The 22,207-nt window shown below is 68.0% G+C and carries 22 protein-coding genes; 8 read left to right on the forward strand and 14 right to left on the reverse strand.

Annotated features, from left to right (window positions below; translation table 11 throughout):
• Nucleotides 1-47: 47 nt before the first annotated feature.
• The 4 genes from CFB81_RS14255 to CFB81_RS14270 are packed head-to-tail and all read left to right on the forward strand — an operon-like array spanning nucleotide 48 to nucleotide 2,915.
• Nucleotides 48-1,262, forward strand: a complete 1,215-nt coding sequence (locus CFB81_RS14255; protein WP_089435647.1) for a beta-ketoacyl-[acyl-carrier-protein] synthase family protein — start codon at nucleotides 48-50, stop codon at nucleotides 1,260-1,262.
• 8 nt (nucleotides 1,263-1,270) lie between these two features.
• On the forward strand, nucleotides 1,271-2,089 hold the full coding sequence (locus CFB81_RS14260) for a beta-ketoacyl synthase chain length factor (RefSeq protein WP_089435648.1): 819 nt from the start codon (nucleotides 1,271-1,273) through the stop codon (nucleotides 2,087-2,089).
• Nucleotides 2,086-2,589 (forward strand): hotdog family protein, encoded by a 504-nt coding sequence (locus tag CFB81_RS14265; RefSeq protein ID WP_089435649.1) that lies wholly within the window; start codon nucleotides 2,086-2,088, stop codon nucleotides 2,587-2,589. Before CFB81_RS14260 ends, CFB81_RS14265 begins: the two co-directional genes overlap by 4 nt.
• The gene (locus tag CFB81_RS14270) at nucleotides 2,586-2,915 is read left to right on the forward strand and encodes a hypothetical protein (RefSeq protein WP_069620301.1); all 330 of its coding nucleotides are present in this window, start codon (nucleotides 2,586-2,588) and stop codon (nucleotides 2,913-2,915) included. Before CFB81_RS14265 ends, CFB81_RS14270 begins: the two co-directional genes overlap by 4 nt.
• A gap of 100 nt (nucleotides 2,916-3,015) precedes the next feature.
• On the opposite strand, the gene CFB81_RS14275 is transcribed toward CFB81_RS14270, so the two are convergent.
• The 9 genes from CFB81_RS14275 to CFB81_RS14315 form a co-directional block, all read right to left on the reverse strand.
• Nucleotides 3,016-3,222, reverse strand: a complete 207-nt coding sequence (locus tag CFB81_RS14275; RefSeq protein WP_069620300.1) for a hypothetical protein — start codon at nucleotides 3,220-3,222, stop codon at nucleotides 3,016-3,018.
• A gap of 108 nt (nucleotides 3,223-3,330) precedes the next feature.
• Nucleotides 3,331-4,074 carry an acetoacetyl-CoA reductase gene (phbB, locus tag CFB81_RS14280; protein ID WP_069620299.1) on the reverse strand — a complete coding sequence of 248 codons (744 nt, stop codon included), beginning with the start codon at nucleotides 4,072-4,074 and terminating at the stop codon, nucleotides 3,331-3,333.
• Between the two features lie 215 nt (nucleotides 4,075-4,289).
• Nucleotides 4,290-5,471: an acetyl-CoA C-acetyltransferase gene (locus tag CFB81_RS14285; protein WP_069620315.1), complete on the reverse strand. Its 1,182-nt coding sequence runs from the start codon at nucleotides 5,469-5,471 to the stop codon at nucleotides 4,290-4,292.
• A gap of 291 nt (nucleotides 5,472-5,762) precedes the next feature.
• A complete protein-coding gene (gene phaP, locus CFB81_RS14290; protein ID WP_069620298.1) occupies nucleotides 5,763-6,347 on the reverse strand; it encodes a TIGR01841 family phasin in 585 nt (194 codons plus the stop codon).
• 499 nt (nucleotides 6,348-6,846) lie between these two features.
• Complete coding sequence (locus CFB81_RS14295) at nucleotides 6,847-7,611, reverse strand: ParA family protein (RefSeq protein WP_069620297.1); 765 nt, start codon at nucleotides 7,609-7,611, stop codon at nucleotides 6,847-6,849.
• Nucleotides 7,612-7,724: 113 nt separating this feature from the next.
• Nucleotides 7,725-8,348, reverse strand: coding sequence for a DNA-3-methyladenine glycosylase (locus tag CFB81_RS14300; RefSeq protein ID WP_089435650.1), 624 nt, complete (start codon nucleotides 8,346-8,348; stop codon nucleotides 7,725-7,727).
• Nucleotides 8,335-8,865: a G/U mismatch-specific DNA glycosylase gene (mug, locus tag CFB81_RS14305; protein ID WP_069620295.1), complete on the reverse strand. Its 531-nt coding sequence runs from the start codon at nucleotides 8,863-8,865 to the stop codon at nucleotides 8,335-8,337. The genes CFB81_RS14300 and mug overlap by 14 nt, the downstream gene beginning before the upstream one ends.
• 123 nt (nucleotides 8,866-8,988) lie before the next feature.
• The gene (locus tag CFB81_RS14310; protein WP_089435651.1) at nucleotides 8,989-9,537 is read right to left on the reverse strand and encodes a single-stranded DNA-binding protein; all 549 of its coding nucleotides are present in this window, start codon (nucleotides 9,535-9,537) and stop codon (nucleotides 8,989-8,991) included.
• 100 nt (nucleotides 9,538-9,637) lie between these two features.
• Nucleotides 9,638-10,825, reverse strand: coding sequence for an MFS transporter (locus CFB81_RS14315; RefSeq protein WP_021162585.1), 1,188 nt, complete (start codon nucleotides 10,823-10,825; stop codon nucleotides 9,638-9,640).
• Between the two features lie 263 nt (nucleotides 10,826-11,088).
• Between CFB81_RS14315 and uvrA the strand changes: the two genes are divergently transcribed.
• Together uvrA and CFB81_RS14330 are read left to right on the forward strand one after the other, a co-directional pair.
• Nucleotides 11,089-13,974, forward strand: coding sequence for an excinuclease ABC subunit UvrA (gene uvrA, locus CFB81_RS14325; protein WP_069620293.1), 2,886 nt, complete (start codon nucleotides 11,089-11,091; stop codon nucleotides 13,972-13,974).
• Between the two features lie 240 nt (nucleotides 13,975-14,214).
• Nucleotides 14,215-15,297, forward strand: coding sequence for an AI-2E family transporter (locus CFB81_RS14330; RefSeq protein ID WP_069620292.1), 1,083 nt, complete (start codon nucleotides 14,215-14,217; stop codon nucleotides 15,295-15,297).
• 91 nt (nucleotides 15,298-15,388) lie between these two features.
• Here CFB81_RS14330 and purU read toward each other — a convergent pair whose 3' ends face one another.
• The 5 genes from purU to CFB81_RS14355 form a co-directional block, all read right to left on the reverse strand.
• On the reverse strand, nucleotides 15,389-16,273 hold the full coding sequence (gene purU / locus CFB81_RS14335; protein WP_069620291.1) for a formyltetrahydrofolate deformylase: 885 nt from the start codon (nucleotides 16,271-16,273) through the stop codon (nucleotides 15,389-15,391).
• 73 nt (nucleotides 16,274-16,346) lie between these two features.
• Nucleotides 16,347-17,213, reverse strand: a complete 867-nt coding sequence (locus CFB81_RS14340) for an NUDIX hydrolase family protein (RefSeq protein ID WP_089435652.1) — start codon at nucleotides 17,211-17,213, stop codon at nucleotides 16,347-16,349.
• 5 nt (nucleotides 17,214-17,218) lie between these two features.
• Nucleotides 17,219-17,833, reverse strand: coding sequence for a LysE family translocator (locus CFB81_RS14345; RefSeq protein ID WP_069620289.1), 615 nt, complete (start codon nucleotides 17,831-17,833; stop codon nucleotides 17,219-17,221).
• Between the two features lie 75 nt (nucleotides 17,834-17,908).
• On the reverse strand, nucleotides 17,909-18,475 hold the full coding sequence (locus tag CFB81_RS14350; RefSeq protein ID WP_069620288.1) for an adenine phosphoribosyltransferase: 567 nt from the start codon (nucleotides 18,473-18,475) through the stop codon (nucleotides 17,909-17,911).
• A gap of 77 nt (nucleotides 18,476-18,552) precedes the next feature.
• On the reverse strand, nucleotides 18,553-20,559 hold the full coding sequence (locus CFB81_RS14355; protein ID WP_069620287.1) for a monovalent cation:proton antiporter family protein: 2,007 nt from the start codon (nucleotides 20,557-20,559) through the stop codon (nucleotides 18,553-18,555).
• Between the two features lie 125 nt (nucleotides 20,560-20,684).
• Here CFB81_RS14355 and kdsD point away from each other — a divergent pair, with 125 nt between their 5' ends.
• On the forward strand, nucleotides 20,685-21,668 hold the full coding sequence (gene kdsD, locus CFB81_RS14360; protein ID WP_050014887.1) for an arabinose 5-phosphate isomerase KdsD: 984 nt from the start codon (nucleotides 20,685-20,687) through the stop codon (nucleotides 21,666-21,668).
• Complete coding sequence (locus tag CFB81_RS14365) at nucleotides 21,668-22,204, forward strand: HAD family hydrolase (protein ID WP_069620286.1); 537 nt, start codon at nucleotides 21,668-21,670, stop codon at nucleotides 22,202-22,204. The genes kdsD and CFB81_RS14365 overlap by 1 nt, the downstream gene beginning before the upstream one ends.
• Nucleotides 22,205-22,207: the final 3 nt, after the last annotated feature.

Genomic DNA, 22,207 nt, shown 5'->3' on the forward strand with positions numbered 1-22,207 from the left:
TGCCAGCCCTGCTGCAGCGCCCGTTCCGGCCACCGGATGCGACCCTCGTGAACCCTCTCCTGCTCTCGCACTTCACCGCCACCAGCTGCATCGGCCGCGGCCTCGACGTGACCCTCGATGCGTTGCGCCACGCCCGCGGCGGGCTCGCGCCGTGCCACTTCGAGCGTGCGGATCTCGACACGTGGATCGGCGCGGTGGACGGCGTCGATGCGCAGCCCGTGCGCGCCGATCTCGCCGACTTCGAATGCCGCAACAACCGCCTCGCGCAACTGGGCCTCACGCAGGACGGCTTCGATGCGTGCGTCGCGGCGGCGGTCGCGCGCTACGGTGCCGCACGCGTCGGCGTGTTCGTCGGCACGAGCACGGCCGGCATCCTCGAAACCGAACGCGCGTACCAGCACCGCGACCCGACGAGCGGCGCGCTGCCGGCCGACTTCCGCTATGCACACACGCACAACCCGTATTCGCCGGCCGCGTTCGTGCGCGCGTATTTCGCGCTGCGCGGGCCGGCGATGGCGATCTCGTCCGCGTGCTCGTCGGGCGCGAAGGTGTTCGGCTCCGCGCGCCGCATGATCGAGGCAGGGTTGATCGACGCGGCCGTCGTCGGCGGCGTGGATTCGCTGTGCCTGACCACGCTGTACGGCTTCAATTCGCTCGAACTGCTGTCGCGCCGGCCGTGCCGGCCGTTCGATCGCGCGCGCGACGGCATCTCGATCGGCGAAGCCGCCGCGTTCGCGCTCGTCGAACGCGTCCCCGCCGCGGTCGACGGCGACGCGATCCTGCTGCTCGGCATCGGCGAATCGAGCGATGCACACCACATGTCGTCGCCGCATCCGGAAGGGCTCGGCGCGCACGCCGCGATCGAGCAGGCGCTCGCTTCCGCCGGCCTCGGCGCGCACGATATCGACTACGTGAACCTGCACGGCACCGCGACGCCGAGCAACGATGCAGCGGAAAGCCGCGCGCTCGGCGCGCTGTTCGCCCGCACGCCGTGCAGCTCGACGAAGGGCGCGACCGGCCACACGCTCGGCGCGGCTGGCGCGCTGGAGGCGATCGTCGCCGCGCTCGCGCTGCGCGAGCAGTTCGTGCCAGCCGGCGTCAACACGACGCAGCCCGACCCGGCGCTCGCAGCCGATTACGTGCTCGCGAGCCGCGACACGCGCGTGCGCGCCGTCCTCTCCAATTCGTTCGGCTTCGGCGGCACGAATTGCAGCCTGATCCTCGGCCGCGCCCAGAGCGTGGCCGGTCGCGCCCGCCGTTGAGGCCCGCCATGACGCTCACCGCCTTCATCGAAAGCATCGGCCTCGTCGGGCCGGGATTGAACGACTGGCCGCATGCCGCCGACGTGCTCGCGGGCCGCGCGCCCTACGTGCCGGCCCGCACCGAGCTGCCGCCGCCGGCCGGGCTGCCGTCCGCCGAACGGCGCCGCACGGGCCCCGTCGTGCGCGCCGCGCTCGCGGTCGGCCACGAAGCGGTGGCCGCGAGCGGCCGCGACGCCGCGACGCTCGCGACCGTGTTCAGCGCGTCCGGCGGCGACGGCCAGAACTGCCACGCCATCTGCGAAACGCTGGCCGGCGACGATCGCCAGCTGTCGCCGACCCGCTTCCACAATTCGGTGCACAACGCGCCGGCCGGCTACTGGAGCATCGCGACCCGCGCGACGGCGACGTCGAACGTGCTGTGCGCGCACGACGGCAGCTTTGCCGCCGGCCTGCTCGAAAGCCTGTGCCAGGTCGTCGTCGATCGCGTGCCGAGCCTGCTGATCGCGTACGACACCGACTATCCGGAACCGCTGCGCACGGTGCGGCCGATCGGCGACGCATTCGGCGTCGCGCTCGTGTTCGCGCCGGAAGCGAGCGAACGCGCGCTCGCCCGCATCGACGTGCAGCTCACCGATGCGCCCGCGACGACGCTCGCGCACGCCGGACTCGACGCACTGCGCGCCGGCAATCCGGCCGCCCGCGTGCTGCCGCTGCTCGATGCGCTCGCCGCGCGGCGCAAGACGCGCGTCGTGCTCGACTACCTGGACGATACGCGCGTGCAGGTCGACGTCGCGATCTCCGATTCCTTCACGGAGCGCGTGCGATGACCGCTCCGGTCGGATTGACCCCACCGCTCGACCACGCGTGGATTGCCGCGCACATTCCGCACGCCGGCGCGATGTGCGTGCTCGATTCGGTCGACGCATGGGACGCCGAACGAATCCGCTGCACCGCGACGCGCCACCGCGATCCGCATAACCCGCTGCGCGCGCACGGGCGGCTCGCGTCGGTCTGCGGCATCGAATACGCGGCGCAGGCGATGGCCGTGCACGGCGCGCTGCTCGGCGCGTCCGAAGCGCGCCCGCGCGTCGGCTATCTCGCGAGCGTGCGCAACGTCGACGCGTTCGTCGACCGGCTCGACACGTTCGAAGCGCCGCTCATCGTCGACGCGCAACGGGTGAGCGGCGACGGCCGCTCGGTGCTGTACGACTTCGCGCTGCGCTGCGGCGAGCGCGTGCTGCTGTCCGGCCGCGCGGCGGTGATGCTCGACGCATCGGCCGCCGGCGCGTTTCAACCGGCGCCTGCCGGCAACACGAATCCTCGATGACGAGGCTTACCTCAAGGAAACCGGTCGTGAAAGTTCGTCAGTTCATTGGCGCCGCGCTCGTTCTGGCGCTGCTCAGCCCGCTCGCACACGCGGACATGTCGGAAGTGAAGCAGGACATCAAGCGCGATTCGAAGGAAGCCGCGCACAAGACCGGCGAGGCCGCACGCAGCTTCGGCCACGCGACCGCGAGCGCCGCGAAGGCGGTCGGGCACGGCGTCGCCCACGCGTCGCGCGAAGGCTGGGAAGCCACCAAGCGCACGACGAAGCGGATCTTCCACAAGAACGACTCGGGCGAGTCGGCTGGCAAGAGCGAAAAGAACGACTGATCGCGCGTCCCGCGCGCTACCGACGGCATGCGAGCGGGACGTGACCGCTCATCGGCCGCTCGACTGTCGTTCACCGCTCACGACGCGGCCGGCGCCGCGGTCAGCGTGCCCGGCGCATGCGGCGCAGCGACCTCGCCGGCCTGCGCGCGAAGCACTTGCCGTACGCGCCGAACCGGCAATCGCGATGATCGAAGTTCCGCAGCAGCCGCGCGCGGCGCCGTTCGAGCCAGTAGAGCGAGATCGCCATCGTCAGCGCGATGGCCAGCGCCGAGCCGCCGATCACCAGCCCGATCCAGGTGTCGCCCATGCGTTCTCCGGAATGCGAGGCCGAAGCGGCGCGCCTGCCGCCGCTCCGGCGCGGGATAGGGGGAAACGCGGCCCGCGCGGGCGCGAACGCCGAGCGGGCCGCCGCACGTCACTGCATGTGCTGACCGCCGTTGATCGCGATGTTGGAGCCCGTCACGAAGCCGGCCTCCTCCGAGCACAGATAAGCGACCAGCGCCGCGACTTCCTCGGGCTTGCCGAGCCGGCCCGCCGGGATCTGCGGGAGGATCTTCGTGTCGAGGATGTCCTGCGGGATCGCGGTGACCATCTTCGTCGCCAGATAGCCCGGCGACACCGTGTTCACCGTCACGCCCTTGCGCGCGACCTCGAGCGCGAGCGATTTCGTGAAGCCGTGCATGCCGGCCTTCGCGGCCGCGTAGTTGGTCTGGCCGACCGAACCCTTCGAGCCGTTCACCGACGAGATGTTGACGATGCGGCCCCAGCCGCGCTCGACCATGCCGTCGCAGACCGGCTTCGTCATGTTGAACACGGAATCGAGGTTCGTGCGGATCACCGCGTCCCAGTTGACCTTGTCGAGCTTGCGCAGCGTCATGTCGCGCGTGATGCCTGCGTTGTTCACGAGAATGTCGACCGGGCCGACGTCCTGCACGATCTTCTCGATACATTGCTGGCACGAGTCGTGATCGGCCACGTCCACCGGGTACGCATGGAATTCCCGGCCGGCCGCATGCATCTCGGTCAGCCAGCGGTCCGCGCCGGCGTTGTTCGGCGAATACGTGACGACTACCCGGTGACCCGCGTCGTTCAACCGGATGCTGACCGCCTCGCCGAGGCCGCCCATCCCACCTGTCACAACTGCGATTCGCTTAGTCATACTATGAATTACCGACAAAAAAGTAATCGATGAAAGGCGGGCGGCGGCATCGCACACGCTGCCGCCCCACCGCTTCGATGCGCCTCCGCCCGCGTCGCGGGCCAGCACGCACCGGCACCTCGCGCGTGTTGTTGTCTGCCTGTGTTGCGCGAAAACCGCCTGGCTCGCCCGCGACGCCGATTCGCGCCGGAGCGAACCGTATCGTCAGCCGCTGCTCAGATGCGCTCGACCGCAAGCGCGACGCCCATCCCGCCGCCGATGCACAGCGACGCCAGCCCGCGCTTCGCGTCGCGCTTGACCATCTCGTGCAGCAGCGTCACCAGGATCCGGCAGCCCGACGCGCCGATCGGGTGGCCGATCGCGATCGCCCCGCCGTTCACGTTCACCTTCGACGTGTCCCAGCCCATCTGCTTGTGCACCGCCAGCGCCTGCGCCGCGAACGCTTCGTTGATCTCCATCAGGTCCAGGTCGCCCGGCGTCCAGCCCGCGCGCTCCAGCGCACGGCGCGACGCCGGCACCGGCCCCATGCCCATCACGCTCGGATCCACGCCCGCGTTCGCATACGCCTTGATCCGCGCCAGCGGCGTCAGGCCCAGCGCCGCCGCCTTCTGCGCCGACATCACCAGCACCGCCGCCGCGCCGTCGTTCAACCCCGACGCGTTCGCCGCCGTCACCGAGCCGTCCTTCGCGAACGCCGGCTTCAGCCCGGCCAGCGACTCCGCCGTCACGCCGTGACGCACGAACTCGTCGGTCGCGAACTGCAGCGGCTCGCCCTTGCGTTGCGGGATCGACACCGGCACGATCTCGTCGTCGAAACGCCCGGCCTTCTGCGCGGCTTCCGCCTTGTTCTGCGACAGCGCCGCGAACGCGTCCTGCTCTTCGCGCGTGATCCCGTATTCCTTCGCGACGTTCTCCGCCGTGATGCCCATGTGGTACTGGTTGTACACGTCCCACAGCCCGTCGACGATCATCGTGTCGACCAGCTTCGCGTCGCCCATCCGGAACCCGTCGCGCGAGCCCGGCAGCACGTGCGGCGCCGCGCTCATGTTCTCCTGGCCGCCCGCGATCACGATCTCCGCGTCGCCCGCGACGATCGCGTTCGCCGCCAGCATCACGGCCTTCAGGCCCGAGCCGCACACCTTGTTGATCGTCATGCCCGGCACCGCGCTCGGCAGCCCCGCCTTGATCAGCGACTGCCGCGCCGGGTTCTGCCCCGAGCCGGCCGTCAGCACCTGGCCCATGATCACTTCGCTGACCTGGTCGGGCTTCACGCCCGCACGCTCCAGCACCGCGCGGATCACCGTCGCGCCCAGTTCCGGCGCCGCAATCTTCGCGAGCGAGCCGCCGAATTTGCCGACCGCGGTCCGCGCGGCCGATACGATCACTACGTCCGTCATGTTCAGTTCCTGCATCGAAATCAGTTCGTCGGGGTGACGCCGGCACGCGGCGGTCGCGCGTGGCGATGGCGGGCGTCGATTCAACCGGTGCGATGGCGGTCGCACGCCGCCGCATGGCGGGCGGCCTCCGTCCGCACCGGCGGCACGGCACACCGCGGCACGGGCAACCGTGCACGGGCGTCTGGCGGCGACCCGGACGTTTGCCGGCCCCCCGCGTGGCACACGCGGCGGCCGACGCCATCCGGCGCCGATCAATCGTGTCGCGCTCGCACGCGACACGCATTCACGCGGTTACGCAGCCGATTCGCGCGCAGCCGCTGCGTCCTTGCGGGCGGCCGCCGCCGTCTGCTTCGCGCCGCGCGTGGCCGTTTCGCTGACCGCATCGAAGCCGCTCTGCGCGGCTTCGATCGCCTGCCCCGTCGCTGCGCGCACGGAGTCGGCCGCGGCGCTCGCCGCGGACAGCGCCGAATTCAGCACGGCCACCACCGGCGCCGAGCCGGCCGGCGCATGCTTCGACAGTTCGCCGAGCACGTCCTTCAGGCGTTTGTCGTTCTGTTCGTACTGCGCCTGCGCGACCTTCGCCCATTCGGACTGCGTCGACACCGCGATGTCGAACAGATGGCGGCCGTACGACGCGACCTTGCCGGCCGCGTCCTGCGGCGCCACGACCTGCTGCACGAAGCCCGCGGCAGGGTTGTTGCTGCTGAACGCGTGCTTCAGCTTGTCCTCGTATTCATCGAGCGCCGTCCGGGCCGCTTGCAGGTTGAGTTCGACGACAGCCTCGAAACCGTGGATCGCCGGACGGGCGATCGCAAACCACGCGGCGATACCGGATTGATAATCGGCGGCGAGTTTTTCGGGGGCAAATACGGACATCGGGCACGCTCCTGTTGGCAATGCGAGAGACGACGTAAAGAAAAATGGAAGCTTGATCGACCGCTGCTTCCTTATTGACAGCCCGCACCTGTTTGCACACGGGCAGTGGAAGGAAGTCATTCTAGATCGATTAATTGTCAATTAAATAGCATTAATGATAGGTGTAAACCCTTATTACCCTTTTGATCGACCGACGAAGCCGCAGGAGCGTCGAAATCTCAGACAAGACGTCGCCCTCACCGATCCGCCATGCGTTTTTACCTTTTTGCAGCATAGCGCATCATGACGTGGCGCAATATTTGCCAATTCATTATTCCGCTTATTAGAAAACCGGCCCCCATTGAAAATGGAGCAATTATTTATGTAATATTTTTTCCGGATTTGTTATGAAATCGTTTTCTCGATTATTAATGACGAAATCAATAATCGGACGAATTGCCGGTCGCAACAAAAACAAGGCCGCTCGAAGCGGCCTCGGTCGATGCGGTCACGCGCGCGATCAGCCGGCCAGTTCGCGATGCAGCGCGCGGAACTCCTGCGCGAGCTTGTGCGCCGGTTCGAGATGGATCACCGGCATCGACTGCTGATGCGATTCGCGGATCTTCACCGATGCGGACAACCGCGACGCGAGCACCGGCAGCCCTTCGTCGACGAGTTCGTCGACCAGCCGTTGCGGCAGGCTCGCGCGCGGCTGGAACTGGTTGATGACGATCCCTTCCACCTCGAGCGCCGCGTTGTGGTCCTGCTGGATTTCCTTCACGTTCTCGAGCAGCGTGTACAGCGCGCGGCGCGAGAAATCGTCGCAGTCGAACGGGATCAGGCAACGCTCGACCGCGATCAGCGCCGAGCGCGTATAGAAATTCAGCGCGGGCGGCGTGTCGATGTACACGGCGTCGTACATGTCGAGCTCGTTCAGCGCGTCGCGCAGCTTGTAGATCTTGTAGCGCGATTCGAGCTTGCCGTGCAGCGTGTCGAGATCCGGATGCGCGGGCATCACGTCGAGCCCGTCGAACGGGGTCGCATGGATGAACGACGCGACGTCGACCGGACGGAAGTTGAAGGTCAGCGCGGTTTCGAAGAAGCCGGCGACCCCCGGTTGCGCATCGGCCGCGGCGTCGCCGAGCAGGTAGCGTGTCGAGTTCGCCTGCGCATCGAGATCGATGACGAGCGTGCGCAGGCCTTCGCTCGCGCTGATCGCCGCCAGGTTGCAGACGATCGTCGACTTGCCCACGCCGCCCTTCTGGTTGAATACGACCCGCCGCATGGTGCCTCCTCGATCGAAACGTCGAAACGGCCAGCTTAGCCGATCAATAATGGCGACCGCGTGACGCAGGTCGAATCGGGCGCGATTGGGACGGGACGTCTACGCGGCACGCGTCAGAGACGCGGCACCGCGCCCGACACATACCGGTTGCCGGGCACGCTCCACCGCCACGGCAGATCCCGGCCGACGCGAATGCCGATGCGCGGCCCGCCCGCCAGATCGACCGGCGGCGCCATCCCGTCGTCGACGATCGCGAACCCGTCGCGCCCGCCGACCAGGTCGACGCCGTCCTGCGCACCGCCGATCCCCATCGCCTGCGCCAGCCGGGCCGGCCCGCGGCACAGGTCGCGATCGCGCGTGCGCGGCGGCCGCGCCGCCCGCATCTGGTCGAGCCCGTGCAGCGGCTCCAGCGCACGGATCAGCACGCCCGTTCCCGCGCCGTCCGGGCCGCACACGCAGTTGCAACACCAGTGCATGCCGTACGTGAAATACACGTAGAAGTGCCCGGGCGGCCCGAACATCGTCGCGTTGCGCGGCGTCTTGCCGCGATAGGTGTGCGCGGCCGGATCAAGCGCGCCCGCATACGCTTCCACTTCGACGATACGGCCGGCCCGGCCGTCCGCCGCCGCGAGGATCTTGTTGAGCAGCTGCGGCGCCACCTCCGTGGCCACGCGGTTGAAGAATGCGCGCGGCACGATGGCGCCCGGCCATGGCGCCGGCGTCTTACCGCGTCGCATCGTGCCGCTCCGTCATCGCCGCGAGATGAAGCTCGCGATACGCATCGACCAGATCGTCGAGCCCGAATGCGAGGTTTCTGCCGCTGGGGTTCGGCAGCACCCACACGCGCGCATGCCCGATGCGGGCCGGCTGCAACCCCCACGCGACTTCGCGTTGCCCCGACAGCGCCGAATACGCCGCCTTGCCGAGAAACGCGACGAAGCGCGGCGCATGCTGCGCGACCTTCTGCTCGAACCCGGCGGCCGCGGCTGCGAATTCAGCGCGCGACAGCTGATCGGCGCTCGCGGTCGGCCGCGGCACCACGGCCGTCAGCCCGCAGCCGTAACCGAGTATCGCCCGATCGTCCTGAGGCGAAAGTTCCGTCGGCGTGAAGCCCGCGAGATGGATCACACGCCAGAAGCGGTTGTTTCGCCCCGCGAAGTGATGGCCGGTCGCGGCCGCGAGCAGGCCGGGATTGATTCCGCAGAACAGGACGTCGAGATGGGGTGCGATGAGGTCGGGAAGTGCGTCAGCCACGTTTCATCCGGAGAGCGGCGTGCAGGCACGACGTAAACGAAGCAAGGCCCGAAAACCCGGGCCAAGCGATTGGCTTGACTCGGACGTTCGGGCCCATCGTGATGCGAGGGGTGCGACTGGCGATCAGAACGGAATGTCGTCATCCATCTCGTCGAAGCCGCCGCCTGCCGGCGCGCTCGGACGGCTCTGGCCGCCGCCACCCGCACCGCCACGCGCAGCGCCGCTGGCACGGCCGCCGCCGCCACGTTCCGCCTGCTCGCCGCGACCGCCGCCGCCACCACCGTAGCCGCCGCCATAACCGCCTTCGTCACCGCCGCCACCGCCGCCGCCCGAACCGCCGCGGCCGCCGAGCATCTGCATCTGTTCGGCGACGATTTCGGTCGAGTAACGGTCCTGGCCGTCCTGGCCCTGCCACTTGCGCGTGCGGATGCGGCCTTCGATATAGACCGACGAACCCTTCTTCAGGTATTCGCTGACGATCTCCGCCAGACGGCCGAAGAACGCGACGCGATGCCACTCGGTCATTTCCTTGAAATCGCCGCTTGCCTTGTCCTTGTAGCGGTCGGTCGTCGCGAGACGGATGTTCGCAACCGCGTCGCCGCTCGGCAGGTAACGGACTTCAGGATCGGCGCCGAGATTGCCGACGAGGATGACCTTGTTGACGGATGCCATGTGTTTCTCCAGTAAATTCGATGCCGGGCCGCCCGCGTGTATCGCCGGAACGGCCCGCCGGACAGGCCGGCGCGCGGCCGATGCCCGCCCGAAACAAGATTCAGGCCTTGCGCGGCGGCGCTTTCATGCTGGCCGCGATTATAAGCCACGCGGCAACGAGCCCCGAGCACGTATAAAACACCGTGTTCGCGCCGCCGTGCTTCAGCAGCCAGCCGCCCACGATGCCGCCGAGCGCGAGCCCGATCGACTGCGTGGTGTTGTAGACGCCCGTGGCCGCGCCCTTGCGCGAACCCGGCGCGAGCTTCGACACGAGCGACGGCTGCGACGCTTCCAGGATGTTGAACCCGAGGAAGTACACGAACAGGATCGCCGCCACAATCAGAATGGTATGCGGTGCGCTGCCGAGCAACAATTGGCCGATCAGGATAGCCAGAATGCCGCCGAGCAGCACCGGCTTCATCTTGCCCCGTTTTTCCGCGACGATGATCGCCGGCACCATCATCACGAACGCGAGCCCCATCACCGGCAGGTAGACCTTCCAGTGCGCGGCGACCGGCAGCCCGCCGTCCACCAGGAGGCGCGGCACGACGAGGAACAGCGCCGTCTGCGTCGCATGCAGCACCAGCACGCCGAAGTTCAGGCGCAGCAGTTCGACGTTGTGCAGCACTTCGGCGAACGGCGCGGGCACGTGCACGGGCTTCGCCGCGTCGGGCACGATCCACAGCACGACGCCGATCGCGAGGATCGACAGCACGCCGACGATCGCGAACAGCCCGCTCATCCCGACCCAGTGGAACACGATCGGCGCGCCGACGATCGCGACCGCGAACGATACGCCGATCGAGCCGCCGACCATCGCCATCGCCTTCGTGCGGTTCTGCTCGGAGGTCAGGTCGGCGATGAACGCGAGCACCGCCGACGACACGGCGCCCATCCCCTGGATCACGCGGCCGACGATGATCCACGTGATGTCGTGCGCGAACGCGGCGACGAAGCTGCCGAGCGCGAAGATCACGAGGCCCGTGGCGATCACCGGCTTGCGGCCGAACTTGTCGGACGCCCAGCCGTAGAAGATATAGAACAGCGACTGCGTGACGCCGTAGGCCCCGAGCGCGATCCCGACGAGCAGCACGTTGTCGCCGCCCGGGATGGTTTTCGCGTAGACCGAGAACACCGGCATGATCATGAACAGGCCGAGCATGCGCAACGCGAAGATCGCCGCGAGCGACGTGGTCGCGCGCAGTTCGGGCGCAGTCATGCGGGAAGACGTGGCGGACGGATTGGACATCGGGAATGAATTTCGAATGATCGGAATGTCCGCCCGGCGGCGGGCGGCGGAAGATCAGGACCGGCGGCCAGGCGGCCTTTCGGACGACACGTCGGGGCCGGATGCAGGCGGCCTGCGGGCCGCGCGGAACGTGCGGCGCGACCGCTTTTCCCGGCGCAGGTGTCGCCTTGCTGCCACCTGCTGTAAAGGCTGGGGGCCGTAAACGACGGTCTCGAAAAGCCGTTATAGTAGCAGGTTTGGTTCCCTCCATTTTCGCCAGGTTCATGGAACAGATCCGTATCCGTGGGGCACGCACCCACAACCTGAAAAACGTCAATCTCGACCTGCCGCGCCACAAGCTGGTCGTGATTACCGGGTTGTCCGGGTCGGGCAAGTCGTCGCTCGCGTTCGACACCCTTTATGCCGAGGGCCAGCGCCGCTACGTGGAAAGCCTGTCCGCGTACGCCCGCCAGTTCCTGCAGCTGATGGAGAAGCCCGACGTCGACCTGATCGAGGGGCTGTCGCCGGCGATCTCGATCGAGCAGAAGGCGACGTCCCACAACCCGCGTTCGACCGTCGGCACGGTCACGGAAATCCACGACTACCTGCGACTTTTGTACGCACGTGTCGGCACGCCATACTGTCCCGACCACGATATCCCGCTCGAGGCGCAGAGCGTGTCGCAGATGGTCGACGCGGCGCTCGCGCTGCCCGAGGAAACCAAGCTGATGATCCTCGCGCCCGTCGTCGCGAACCGCAAGGGCGAGCACGCCGAGCTGTTCGAGGAGATGCAGGCGCAGGGCTTCGTGCGTTTTCGCGTGCGCTCGGGCGGCGGCGCCGCGAACGAAGGCGTCGCGAAGATCTACGAGGTCGAGTCGCTGCCGAAGCTGAAGAAGAACGACAAGCACACGATCGACGTCGTCGTCGATCGCCTGAAGGTGCGTCCGGACATGAAGCAGCGGCTCGCCGAATCTTTCGAGACGGCGCTGCGCCTCGCCGACGGCCGCGCGGTCGCGCTCGAGATGGATACCGATCGCGAACACCTGTTCAGCTCGAAGTTCGCGTGCCCGATCTGCTCGTACTCGCTGCAGGAGCTCGAACCGCGCCTGTTCTCGTTCAACAACCCGATGGGCGCGTGCCCGGAATGCGACGGCCTCGGCCAGATCACGTTCTTCGACCCGAAGCGGGTCGTCGCGCACCCGTCGCTGTCGCTGGCCGCCGGCGCGGTGAAGGGCTGGGACCGCCGCAACCAGTTCTACTTCCAGATGCTGCAGAGCCTCGCGGCGTTCTACGAATTCGACATCGACGCCGCATTCGAGGATCTGCCCGAAAAGATCCGCAAGGTGCTGCTGTTCGGTTCGGGCAAGCAGACGATCCCGTTCTCGTACATCAACGAGCGCGGCCGCACGACGATCCGCGAGCACGTGTTCGAAGGGATCATCCCGAACCTCGAACGCCGCTATCGCGAAACCGATTCGGTCGCGGTGCGCGAAGAGCTGTCGAAGTACCAGAACAACCAGCCGTGCCCGTCGTGCGATGGCACGCGCCTGCGCCGCGAGGCGCGCCACGTGCGGATCGGCACCGGCGACCATGCGCGCGGCATCTATGAAATCAGCGGCTGGCCGCTGCGCGACGCGCTCGGCTATTTCGACGGGCTGACGCTCGACGGCGCGAAGCGCGAGATCGCCGACAAGGTGATCAAGGAAATCGTCGCGCGCCTGACGTTCCTGAACAACGTCGGCCTCGACTACCTGTCGCTCGAGCGCAGCGCCGAGACGTTGTCGGGCGGCGAAGCGCAGCGGATCCGGCTCGCGTCGCAGATCGGCTCGGGGCTCACGGGCGTGATGTACGTGCTCGACGAGCCGTCGATCGGCCTGCACCAGCGCGACAACGACCGCCTGATCGCGACGCTCAAGCACCTGCGCGATCTCGGCAACTCGGTGATCGTCGTCGAGCACGACGAAGACATGATCCGCACGGCCGACTACGTCGTCGACATGGGCCCCGGCGCGGGCGAGCACGGCGGCGTCGTGGTGGCCGAAGGCACGCCGAAGCAGGTGCAGTCGAATCCGCAGTCGCTGACCGGCCAGTACCTCGTCGGCAAGCGCGTGATCGAGTATCCGGACGAGCGCATGTCGCCCGATCCGGAGCGGATGCTGCGCATCGTCGACGCGCACGGCAACAACCTGAAGCACGTCGATCTCGAGCTGCCGGTCGGGCTCTTGACCTGCATCACCGGCGTGTCGGGCTCCGGCAAGTCGACGCTGATCAACGACACGCTGTATCACGCGGTCGCGCGCCACCTGTACGGCTCGTCGGCCGAGCCGGCGCCGCACGAGGCGATCGAGGGTCTCGAGCACTTCGACAAGGTGATCAACGTCGACCAGTCGCCGATCGGCCGCACGCCGCGTTCGAACCCGGCCACGTACACGGGCCTGTTCACGCCGATCCGCGAGCTGTTCTCGGGCGTCCCGACGTCGAAGGAGCGCGGCTACGATCCGGGCCGCTTCTCGTTCAACGTGAAGGGCGGCCGCTGCGAATCGTGCCAGGGCGACGGCGTGCTGAAGGTCGAGATGCACTTCCTGCCGGACGTGTACGTGCCGTGCGACGTGTGCCACGGCAAGCGCTACAACCGCGAAACGCTCGAAGTGCAGTACAAGGGCAAGAACATCAGCGAAGTGCTCGACATGACGGTCGAGCACGCGTACGAGTTCTTCAGCGCGGTGCCGGTGATCGCGCGCAAGCTGAAGACGCTGCTCGACGTCGGCCTCGGCTACATCCGCCTCGGCCAGTCGGCCACGACGCTGTCGGGCGGCGAGGCGCAGCGCGTGAAGCTGTCGCTGGAGCTGTCCAAGCGCGACACCGGCCGCACGCTGTACATCCTCGACGAGCCGACCACCGGCCTGCACTTCCACGACATCGCGCTGCTGCTCGAAGTGATCCACCGGCTGCGCGACCAGGGCAACACGGTCGTGATCATCGAGCACAACCTCGACGTGATCAAGACCGCCGACTGGGTGATCGACCTCGGCCCCGAAGGCGGCGCCGGCGGCGGCCAGATCATCGCGCAGGGCACGCCCGAGCAGGTCGCGAAGACCAAGGCGAGCTTCACCGGCAAGTACCTCGCGCCGCTGCTGAAGCGTCCGACCCGCAAAGTCGCGACCGGCTGACGCCGGCTCCGCCCTTCCCGCGCGCGGCCGCCCGGTCGCGCGCCCGTCGCGGACGGCCGCGCCCCCTCGTTTTCCCTTCTGCGTTTACACCACGCGCCAAACGGCCCGTTTGCGGACCATAATGGCAGCTATACTTTACGGCCGTAAGGTTCGCCATCCGCACCAATCCGGTGCGGCGCCGGGCGACCCGCGTTCTGCCGCGTGCTCCGCGGCACGACACAGGGACAACAGGAATCGACGATGGAGAAGCAACAAGAGTCGCGCGACACGCAGAACCGCGAACCGCACCTGCGCAGCGTGCGGCTGACGAGCGACTTGAGCCTGCCGAAGCTGTCGGCGCTCGAGATCGGCAGCTATCTCTTCGCGCTCGTCATGATGTGGCTCGTCCTCGAGCTCAAGCTGCTCGGCGGGATGCTGGCCGGCCTGCTCGTCTATCAGCTGATCCACACGATCGCCCCCGCGATCGAACGCCATACCACCAGCATGCGCGCGCGCTGGGTCGCCGTCGTGCTGTTGTCGATCGCGATCGTCGGCGCGCTCACCGGCCTGACGCTCGCCGTCATCGAGCATTTCGAGCACACGGTGCCGAACCTGCAGAGCCTGCTCGGCCAGCTGATGCAGATCGTCGAGCAGACCCGCGCACGCACGCCGGCCTGGATCGCCAATCTGCTGCCCGTCGACGTCGAACAGATGAAGACGAAGGCGGCCGTGCTGATGCACTCGCACATGGACCAGCTCCAGCAAAGCGGCAAGAGCGTCGCGCGCGGCTTCGGCCACGTGCTGTTCGGGATGATCATCGGCGCGATGATCGCGATCGGCGTCGAGCAGGGCAAGGTGCGCCGGCCGCTGTCGACCGCGCTCGTCACGCGCGTGTCGCGCTTCGCCGACGCGTTCCGCCGCATCGTGTTCGCGCAGATCAAGATCTCGGCGATCAACGCGGCATTCACCGGCATCTACCTGCTCGTCGCGCTGCCGATCTTCCATCAGCGGCTGCCGCTGTCGAAAACGCTCGTGCTCGTCACGTTCATCGTCGGCCTGCTGCCCGTGATCGGCAACCTGATCTCGAACACGCTGATCGTCGCGGTGTCGCTGTCGGTCAGCATGGGCACCGCGATCGCGTCGCTCGCGTTCCTCGTGGTCATCCACAAGCTCGAATACTTCCTGAACGCGAAGATCATCGGCGGCCAGATCGAGTCGCGGGCCTGGGAACTGCTGCTCGCGATGCTGATCATGGAGGCCGCGTTCGGGCTGCCGGGCGTGATCGCCGCGCCGATCTTCTATGCGTACCTGAAACGCGAGCTGTACTTGCTGCGGCTGATCTGAGCCGCGCGCTCGCCACGGCAAACAAAAACGCCGCGCCCCGTGAAGGGCGCGGCGTTTTCGCTTGCGAAGCCAGCCTTTCGGAGCCGACGGATCAGCGGAACACGACCGTCTTCGTCCCGTTCAGCACGATCCGGTGCTCGACGTGCCACTTCACCGCCCGCGCGAGCGTCACGCATTCGACGTCGCGGCCGATCGCGGTCAGCTGGTCGGGCGTCATGCTGTGGTCGACGCGCTCGACTTCCTGCTCGATGATCGGGCCTTCGTCGAGATCGGTCGTCACGTAGTGCGCGGTCGCGCCGATCAGCTTCACGCCGCGGTCGAACGCCTGGTAGTAAGGCTTCGCGCCCTTGAAGCTCGGCAGGAACGAATGGTGGATGTTGATCGCGCGCCCGGCGAGCTGCTCGCACATGTTCGGCGACAGGATCTGCATGTAGCGCGCGAGCACGACCAGATCGGCCTGGTGCTCGTCGATCACTTCCAGCACGCGCGCTTCCTGCGCGGCCTTCGCGGCATCGGACGAACCGCCGATCAGCGGGAAGTGATGGAACGGAATGTTGTAGCTCGCCGCGAGCTGGTAGAACTCCTTGTGGTTCGACACGATCGCCGGAATCTCGATCGGCAGCTGGCCGGTGCGATAGCGGAACAGCAGGTCGTTCAGGCAGTGGCCGATCTTCGACACCATGATCACGACGCGCGGCTTCACGGCCGCATCGTGCAGCTCCCAGCGCATCGAGAACTGTTCGGCGAGCGGCGCAAATTCCTTGCGAAGCGTGTCGAGCGCCGACGCGGCATCCTCGCCGCCGCCGTCCTGCTCGAAGTGCACGCGCATGAAGAACTCGCTGGTGCGGCTGTCGCCGAACTGCGCGGAATCGAGGATGTTGTTGCTGCGCTCGAACAGGAAGCCCGAGACCGCATGGACGATGCCGTGCCGGTCGGGGCACGACAGTTTCAAGATAAAGCTGTGATCGGTCGGCATGACCGCTACTCCCATTGTTTCCATATTCGTCAAATTGCCCGTTCGCGCCGCTCGGTGCGCGTCGCGGCGCACGTCATGCGGCCGGCACGAACAGCGCGTCGATGCCGGCGGCGTCGGCCGCCGATATCCAGCGGTGGCGCAGCAGCGTGTCGAGCGTCGCGAGGCTCGCATCCATCGTCGCGCGGCCTTCGCGCAGCCAGCCGATCACCTCGGGCACACCGGCCAGCAGGTGCTCGGCCACTTCGCCGTCCTGGTTGCGCGGCGCGAAGTCGTGCGGCAGCGGCAGGTCGTACACGAAGATCAGTTCCGACTGCGTGCCTTCCGGCAGTGAGTTCAGCACCTGCACCGTGCGGCCCGCGATCGCGCGCGCCGCCAGGTCGGCCGGAATCCCGGCTTCTTCCCAGCATTCCTTCGCGAGCGTCTCGTAAACGCCGAGCCCCCAGCCGATCCCGCCGGCGACGACGTTGTCGAGCATGCCGGGGTCGGTCGCCTTGGTCGCGCTGCGACGGCCGAGCCACATCTTCGGCGCAGCCGCGGCAGGCGGCTCGCCCGGCGTAACCGCATATTCTACGATGCCGTTCACGTGCACCGCATAGGTCTGCGTGCCGAAGAAGCGCGACGCGGCGCGCTCGATGTACGCGAGCGGCGGATCGTCGAAGCGGTTGCGGATCGCGTAAATCTCGTCGCGCCAGCCGGGAATCGCGCCTTCGGCCGCCAGCGCGCCGATCGCGCCGGCCAGCGCCATGCTGCGCGCGTCGACCGAATCGTAGCGCGACGACAGCACGACCCGCTCGGCGGTCAGCTCGAACACGTCGGGCCAGCGCGCGAGCTTCGCGACGTCCTGGCGGCGCACCCAGCCGACCGCCTGGCCGGCGATCTCGAAACGCAGGTGCGCGGCCGGATCGAAGCGGCGCGCGGCCGCGATGCACGGAAACGTCATCGCGCTCAGTCCTTCAGCGCGACACGGATGCCGATCGCGATGAACGTCGCGCCGGCGATCCGGTCGAGCCACACGCCGGCCTTCGGGCGGCGCTTCAGCCATGCGCCGATCATGCCCGCGCCGACGCCGAACAGCGAGAAGACCGCGGCCGTCTGCAGCATGAACAGCGCGCCGAGCTCGAACATCTGCAGCGTCACGCCCTGCGCGCCGTGCGGATCGACGAACTGCGGCAGGAACACGACGAAGAACAACGTGACCTTCGGGTTCATCAGGTTGCCGATCACGCTCTGCCGGAAGATCGTGGCGAGCGGCTGCGGCGGGCGCGCATGCGCGTTCGCGAGCCCCTGGCTGCGCAGCGCCTTGATGCCGATCCACACGAGGTACGCGGCGCCCGCGAGCTTCAGGATCTGGAACGCGACCGGCGACGAACGCAGCACGGCCGCGACGCCGAGCGCCGCGAGCGTCGTGTGGAACAGGATTCCCGCCGTGAAGCCGAGCGCGGCGACGAAGCCGGCCGCGCGGCCCTGCGAGATGCCGCGTGCGAGCACCTGCAGGTTGTCGGGACCCGGCGCGAACGTGATCGCGATCGACGTGGCGAGAAACAGCATGAAGTTGGGCATCGTGACCTCGCTGCGGAATGTGAACCAAGCGTGAATCAAGGCAAGCCGCGACGGCCGGCCCCGACGGACCGGCGTTCAGTGGCCGGAGAATTCGGTGACGGTATAGACTGGCAGTCCGGCGTTGCGCAGCAGCGTCGAGCCGCCGAGATCGGGCAGGTCGATGATCGCCGCGCCTTCGACGACCACCGCGCCGAGCCGCTGCAGCAGGTTGCGCCCCGCCATCATCGTGCCGCCGGTCGCGATCAGGTCGTCCATGATGATCACGCGGTCGCCGGGGCGGCACGCATCTTCGTGGATCTCGACCGTCGCGCTGCCGTATTCGAGGTCGTACGATTCCGAACGCGTCTTGTACGGCAGCTTGCCGACCTTGCGGATCGGCACGAAGCCGACGCTCAGCTCGTACGCGACGATCGGCGCGATGATGAAGCCGCGCGCGTCGAGGCCCGCGACGTAGTCGAGCTTCGCGTCGACATAGCGTTCGACGAACAGGTCGACGAGGATGCGCAGCGCTTTCGGGCTCTGCAGCAGCGTCGTGATGTCGCGGAACTGCACGCCCGGCTGCGGCCAGTCGGGCACCGTGCGGATCTGGCTGTGGATGAAGGCGACCGGATCGAGCGGTGCGCCCGACGACGAATGCGGCATGAAACTCTCCGAAAAAAACGGTGCGCGAAGATCGGGCACCGTTTCTGATCAATACGGGTCAGGTTGTGAATCGCGGCTCACGCGGCCGCGGCCGGCGGATCGCGTCGATGGCGCGACAGCCGCTCCTCCGCGAGCGCGAGCGCCTCGGGTAGCCCGCGCAGCACCACGATGTCGCTCGCGCGCAGCTTGGTCTGCGGATCGGGTTCGACGCCGCGGATGCCGTGCCGGCGGATCGCCGTGACTTCCAGCCCGAGCGCGTACAGCCCGAGTTCTTCCAGCGAACGTCCGACCGCGTCCGCACGCGCGTCGACCGGCACCGATTGTAGCCGCACCTGCTCGTGATCGTCGTCGTCCGCATCGTCCGCGCCGCGGAAATAGCCGCGCAGCAGGCTGTAGCGCTCGTCGCGCATCTCCTCGACGCGCCGCACGACCTTGCGCATCGGCACGCCCACCAGCACCAGCGTGTGCGACGCGAGCATCAGGCTGCCCTCGACGATCTCCGGAATCACCTCGGTCGCGCCGGCCGCGAGCAGCTTCTCGAGATCGGCGTCGTCGACGGTGCGCACGATCGCCGGCAGCGTCGGCTCCAGCTCGTGCACGTGATGCAGTACGCGCAGCGCCGACGGCGTGTTCGCGTAGGTGATCGCGACGGCTGCCGCCCGGTGGATACCGGCCGCGAGCAGCGACTCGCGGCGGGCCGCGTCGCCGAACACGACCGATTCGCCGGCCGTCGCGGCCGCGCTGACGCGATCAGGGTCGAGGTCCAGCGCGACGTACGAAATGCCTTCCTGCTCGAGCATGCGCGCGAGGTTCTGGCCCGCGCGGCCGTAGCCGCAGATGATCACGTGGCCGCGCTGCTTGAGGCTTTGCGTCGCGATCCGCGTCATCTGCAGCGACTGCTGCATCCATTCCGTCGACGATAGCCGCATCACGATGCGGTCCGCGTTCTGGATCAGGAACGGCGCGGCGAGCATCGACAGCAGCATCGACGCGAGGATCGCCTGCAGCAGCGTCGAATCGACGAGATGCCGGTCGAGGATCAGGTTCAGCAGCACGAAGCCGAATTCGCCGGCCTGCGCGAGGCCGATCCCCGTGCGCATCGCGACGCCCGGCGTCGCGCCGAACAGCCGCGCGAGCCCGGCGATCATCGTCGCCTTGAACAGGATCTGCCCGACGAAGAAGCCGAGCACGATCAACGGATGCTCCCAGATCACGCGCGGATCGAGCAGCATCCCCGTCGTCACGAAGAACAGGCCGAGCAGCACGTCGCGGAACGGCTTGATGTCCTCCTCCACCTGATGGCGGAACGGCGTCTCGGAAATGAGCATCCCCGCGATGAACGCGCCGAGCGCGAGCGACAGGCCGAAGCGGTCGGTGATGAACGCGGCGCCGAGCGTGACGAGCAGCAGGTTCAGCACGAACAGCTCCTGCGAGCGGCGCCGAGCGACGACGTTGAGCCAGCGCGTCATGAAGCGCTGGCCGATGACCAGCAGCAGCGCGAGCGCGATCACGATCTTGACGGCCGCGAAGCCGAGCGTGAGCGCGAGATCCTTCGACGATTCGGCGCCGAACGCGGCGATCACGATCAGCAGCGGCACGACCGCCAGATCCTGGAACAGCAGCACGCCGAAGATGTTGCGGCCGTGCTCGGTCTCGATCTCGAGCCGCTCGGCGAGCATCTTCGACACGATCGCCGTCGACGACATCGCGAGCGCGCCGCCGAGCGCGATGCTGCCCTGCCACGTGATGTGCACCCAGTGCTCGAACAGCGCGCCGAGCACGAGCGCGAGCACGAGGGTCGCGACGACCTGCAACAGGCCGAGGCCGAACACGAGCCGCTGCATCGCCCTCAGCTTCGCCAAGGAGAATTCGAGGCCGATCGAAAACATCAGGAACACCACGCCGAATTCCGCGAGGTGCTCGGCCCGTTCGAGATCCGCGGCGACGCCGAATGCGTGCGGGCCGACCAGGATGCCGACGGTCAGGTAGCCGAGCATCGGCGGCAGGTTCAACGAGCGGAATACGACGACGCCCACCACCGAGGCCAGCAGCAGCAGCAGGGTCATTTCGAGCGGGGAAATCACAGGCGAAGCATCCTCGTTCGTCGGGGCCACGGCAAGGCGGGCGCGGGTGGTGGCGGTGGACAGGCGACCTCGGACGAGTCCGAAGGCGCGGCGCGGCGAACAAACGCCTTTGCTATACTCCGCGCATGATAGCGAAAATCAATGATGATCGGGCGCTCGCGCTCGCCCGCGACGTGCTCGACATCGAGGCGGACGCCGTGCGCGCGCTGCGCGACCAGCTCGACGGCGGCTTCGTCGAGGCCGTGGCGCTGCTGCTCGGCTGCCGAGGCCGCGTCGTGGTCTCCGGGATCGGCAAATCGGGGCATATCGCCCGCAAGATCGCGGCCACGCTGGCCAGCACCGGTACGCCGGCCTTCTTCGTCCACCCTGCCGAGGCCAGCCACGGCGACCTCGGGATGGTCACCTCCGACGACGTCTTCATCGGCATCTCCTATTCCGGCGAATCGGAAGAACTCGTCGCGATCCTGCCGCTCGTGAAGCGGATCGGCGCGAAGCTGATCGCGATCACGGGCCGCGCGGGGTCGAGCCTCGGCACGCTCGCCGACGTGCACCTGAACGCCGCGGTGTCGAAGGAAGCGTGCCCGCTGAACCTCGCGCCCACCGCGAGTACGACCGCCGCGCTCGCGCTCGGCGACGCGCTCGCCGTCGCCGTGCTCGACGCGCGCGGCTTCGGCTCGGAAGACTTCGCACGCTCGCACCCGGGCGGCGCGCTCGGCCGCCGCCTGCTCACCTACGTGCGCGACGTGATGCGCTCGGGCGACGACGTCCCGTCCGTCGGGCTCGATGCCACGCTGTCGGACGCGCTGTTCCAGATCACCGCGAAGCGCCTCGGCATGACGGCCGTGGTCGACGCCGGCGGCAAGGTCGCCGGCATCTTCACGGACGGCGACCTGCGCCGCGTGCTCGCACGCGACGGCGACTTCCGCACGCTGCCGATCACCGAAGTCATGACGCGCAACCCGCGCACGATCGCGCCGGATCATCTGGCCGTCGAGGCCGTGGAACTGATGGAGCGCCACCGGATCAACCAGATGCTGGTCGTCGATGCCGACGGCGCGCTGATCGGCGCGCTGAACATGCACGACCTGTTTTCGAAGAAGGTGATCTGATGAGCGCAGCGCTGACTGCGGCCGAACGCGCGAGCCGCGTGAAGCTGATGATTTTCGACGTCGACGGCGTGCTGACCGACGGCGGCCTGCTGTTTACCGCGGCCGGCGACGCGATGAAGTCGTTCAATTCGCTCGACGGCCACGGCGTGAAGCTGCTCGGCGAAGCCGGCATCGCGACCGCGATCATCACGGGCCGCCGCTCGGAGATCGTCGCGGCGCGCGCGAAGGAAATGAAGATCGCGCACCTGTTCCAGGGCGTCGAGAACAAGCTCGCCGTGTTCGCCGACCTGATCGCGTCGCTCGGCCTGACGGCCGACGCATGCGGCTACATGGGCGACGACTGGCCCGACCTGCCGGTGATGCTGCGCTGCGGCTTCGCGACGGCCCCCGCGAACGCGCACCCCGAGGTGATCGCCCGCGCGCACTGGGTCGCCGAGGCCCGCGGCGGCCACGGCGCCGTGCGCGAGGTCTGCGATGCGATCCTGCGCGCGCAGCGCCGCTACGACGCGCTGCTCGCCGCCGCCTGCGGAGCCTGACCG

Origin of the sequence: Burkholderia sp. AU28863 (genome assembly GCF_002223195.1) — a bacterium.
GTDB lineage: Bacteria > Pseudomonadota > Gammaproteobacteria > Burkholderiales > Burkholderiaceae > Burkholderia > Burkholderia sola.

Excerpts from the sequence above, each read along its gene's own strand:
- CFB81_RS14260 (WP_089435648.1), top strand. The coding sequence starts at position 1,271 with ATGACGCTCACCGCCTTCATCGAAAGCATCGGCCTCGTCGGGCCGGGA.
- CFB81_RS14265 (WP_089435649.1), top strand. The coding sequence starts at position 2,086 with ATGACCGCTCCGGTCGGATTGACCCCACCGCTCGACCACGCGTGGATT.
- CFB81_RS14270 (WP_069620301.1), top strand. The coding sequence starts at position 2,586 with ATGACGAGGCTTACCTCAAGGAAACCGGTCGTGAAAGTTCGTCAGTTC.
- CFB81_RS14275 (WP_069620300.1), bottom strand. The coding sequence starts at position 3,222 with ATGGGCGACACCTGGATCGGGCTGGTGATCGGCGGCTCGGCGCTGGCC.
- phbB (WP_069620299.1), bottom strand. The coding sequence starts at position 4,074 with ATGACTAAGCGAATCGCAGTTGTGACAGGTGGGATGGGCGGCCTCGGC.
- CFB81_RS14285 (WP_069620315.1), bottom strand. The coding sequence starts at position 5,471 with ATGACGGACGTAGTGATCGTATCGGCCGCGCGGACCGCGGTCGGCAAA.
- phaP (WP_069620298.1), bottom strand. The coding sequence starts at position 6,347 with ATGTCCGTATTTGCCCCCGAAAAACTCGCCGCCGATTATCAATCCGGT.
- CFB81_RS14295 (WP_069620297.1), bottom strand. The coding sequence starts at position 7,611 with ATGCGGCGGGTCGTATTCAACCAGAAGGGCGGCGTGGGCAAGTCGACG.
- CFB81_RS14300 (WP_089435650.1), bottom strand. The coding sequence starts at position 8,348 with ATGCGACGCGGTAAGACGCCGGCGCCATGGCCGGGCGCCATCGTGCCG.
- CFB81_RS14310 (WP_089435651.1), bottom strand. The coding sequence starts at position 9,537 with ATGGCATCCGTCAACAAGGTCATCCTCGTCGGCAATCTCGGCGCCGAT.
- CFB81_RS14315 (WP_021162585.1), bottom strand. The coding sequence starts at position 10,825 with ATGTCCAATCCGTCCGCCACGTCTTCCCGCATGACTGCGCCCGAACTG.
- uvrA (WP_069620293.1), top strand. The coding sequence starts at position 11,089 with ATGGAACAGATCCGTATCCGTGGGGCACGCACCCACAACCTGAAAAAC.
- CFB81_RS14330 (WP_069620292.1), top strand. The coding sequence starts at position 14,215 with ATGGAGAAGCAACAAGAGTCGCGCGACACGCAGAACCGCGAACCGCAC.
- purU (WP_069620291.1), bottom strand. The coding sequence starts at position 16,273 with ATGCCGACCGATCACAGCTTTATCTTGAAACTGTCGTGCCCCGACCGG.
- CFB81_RS14340 (WP_089435652.1), bottom strand. The coding sequence starts at position 17,213 with ATGACGTTTCCGTGCATCGCGGCCGCGCGCCGCTTCGATCCGGCCGCG.
- CFB81_RS14345 (WP_069620289.1), bottom strand. The coding sequence starts at position 17,833 with ATGCCCAACTTCATGCTGTTTCTCGCCACGTCGATCGCGATCACGTTC.
- CFB81_RS14350 (WP_069620288.1), bottom strand. The coding sequence starts at position 18,475 with ATGCCGCATTCGTCGTCGGGCGCACCGCTCGATCCGGTCGCCTTCATC.
- kdsD (WP_050014887.1), top strand. The coding sequence starts at position 20,685 with ATGATAGCGAAAATCAATGATGATCGGGCGCTCGCGCTCGCCCGCGAC.
- CFB81_RS14365 (WP_069620286.1), top strand. The coding sequence starts at position 21,668 with ATGAGCGCAGCGCTGACTGCGGCCGAACGCGCGAGCCGCGTGAAGCTG.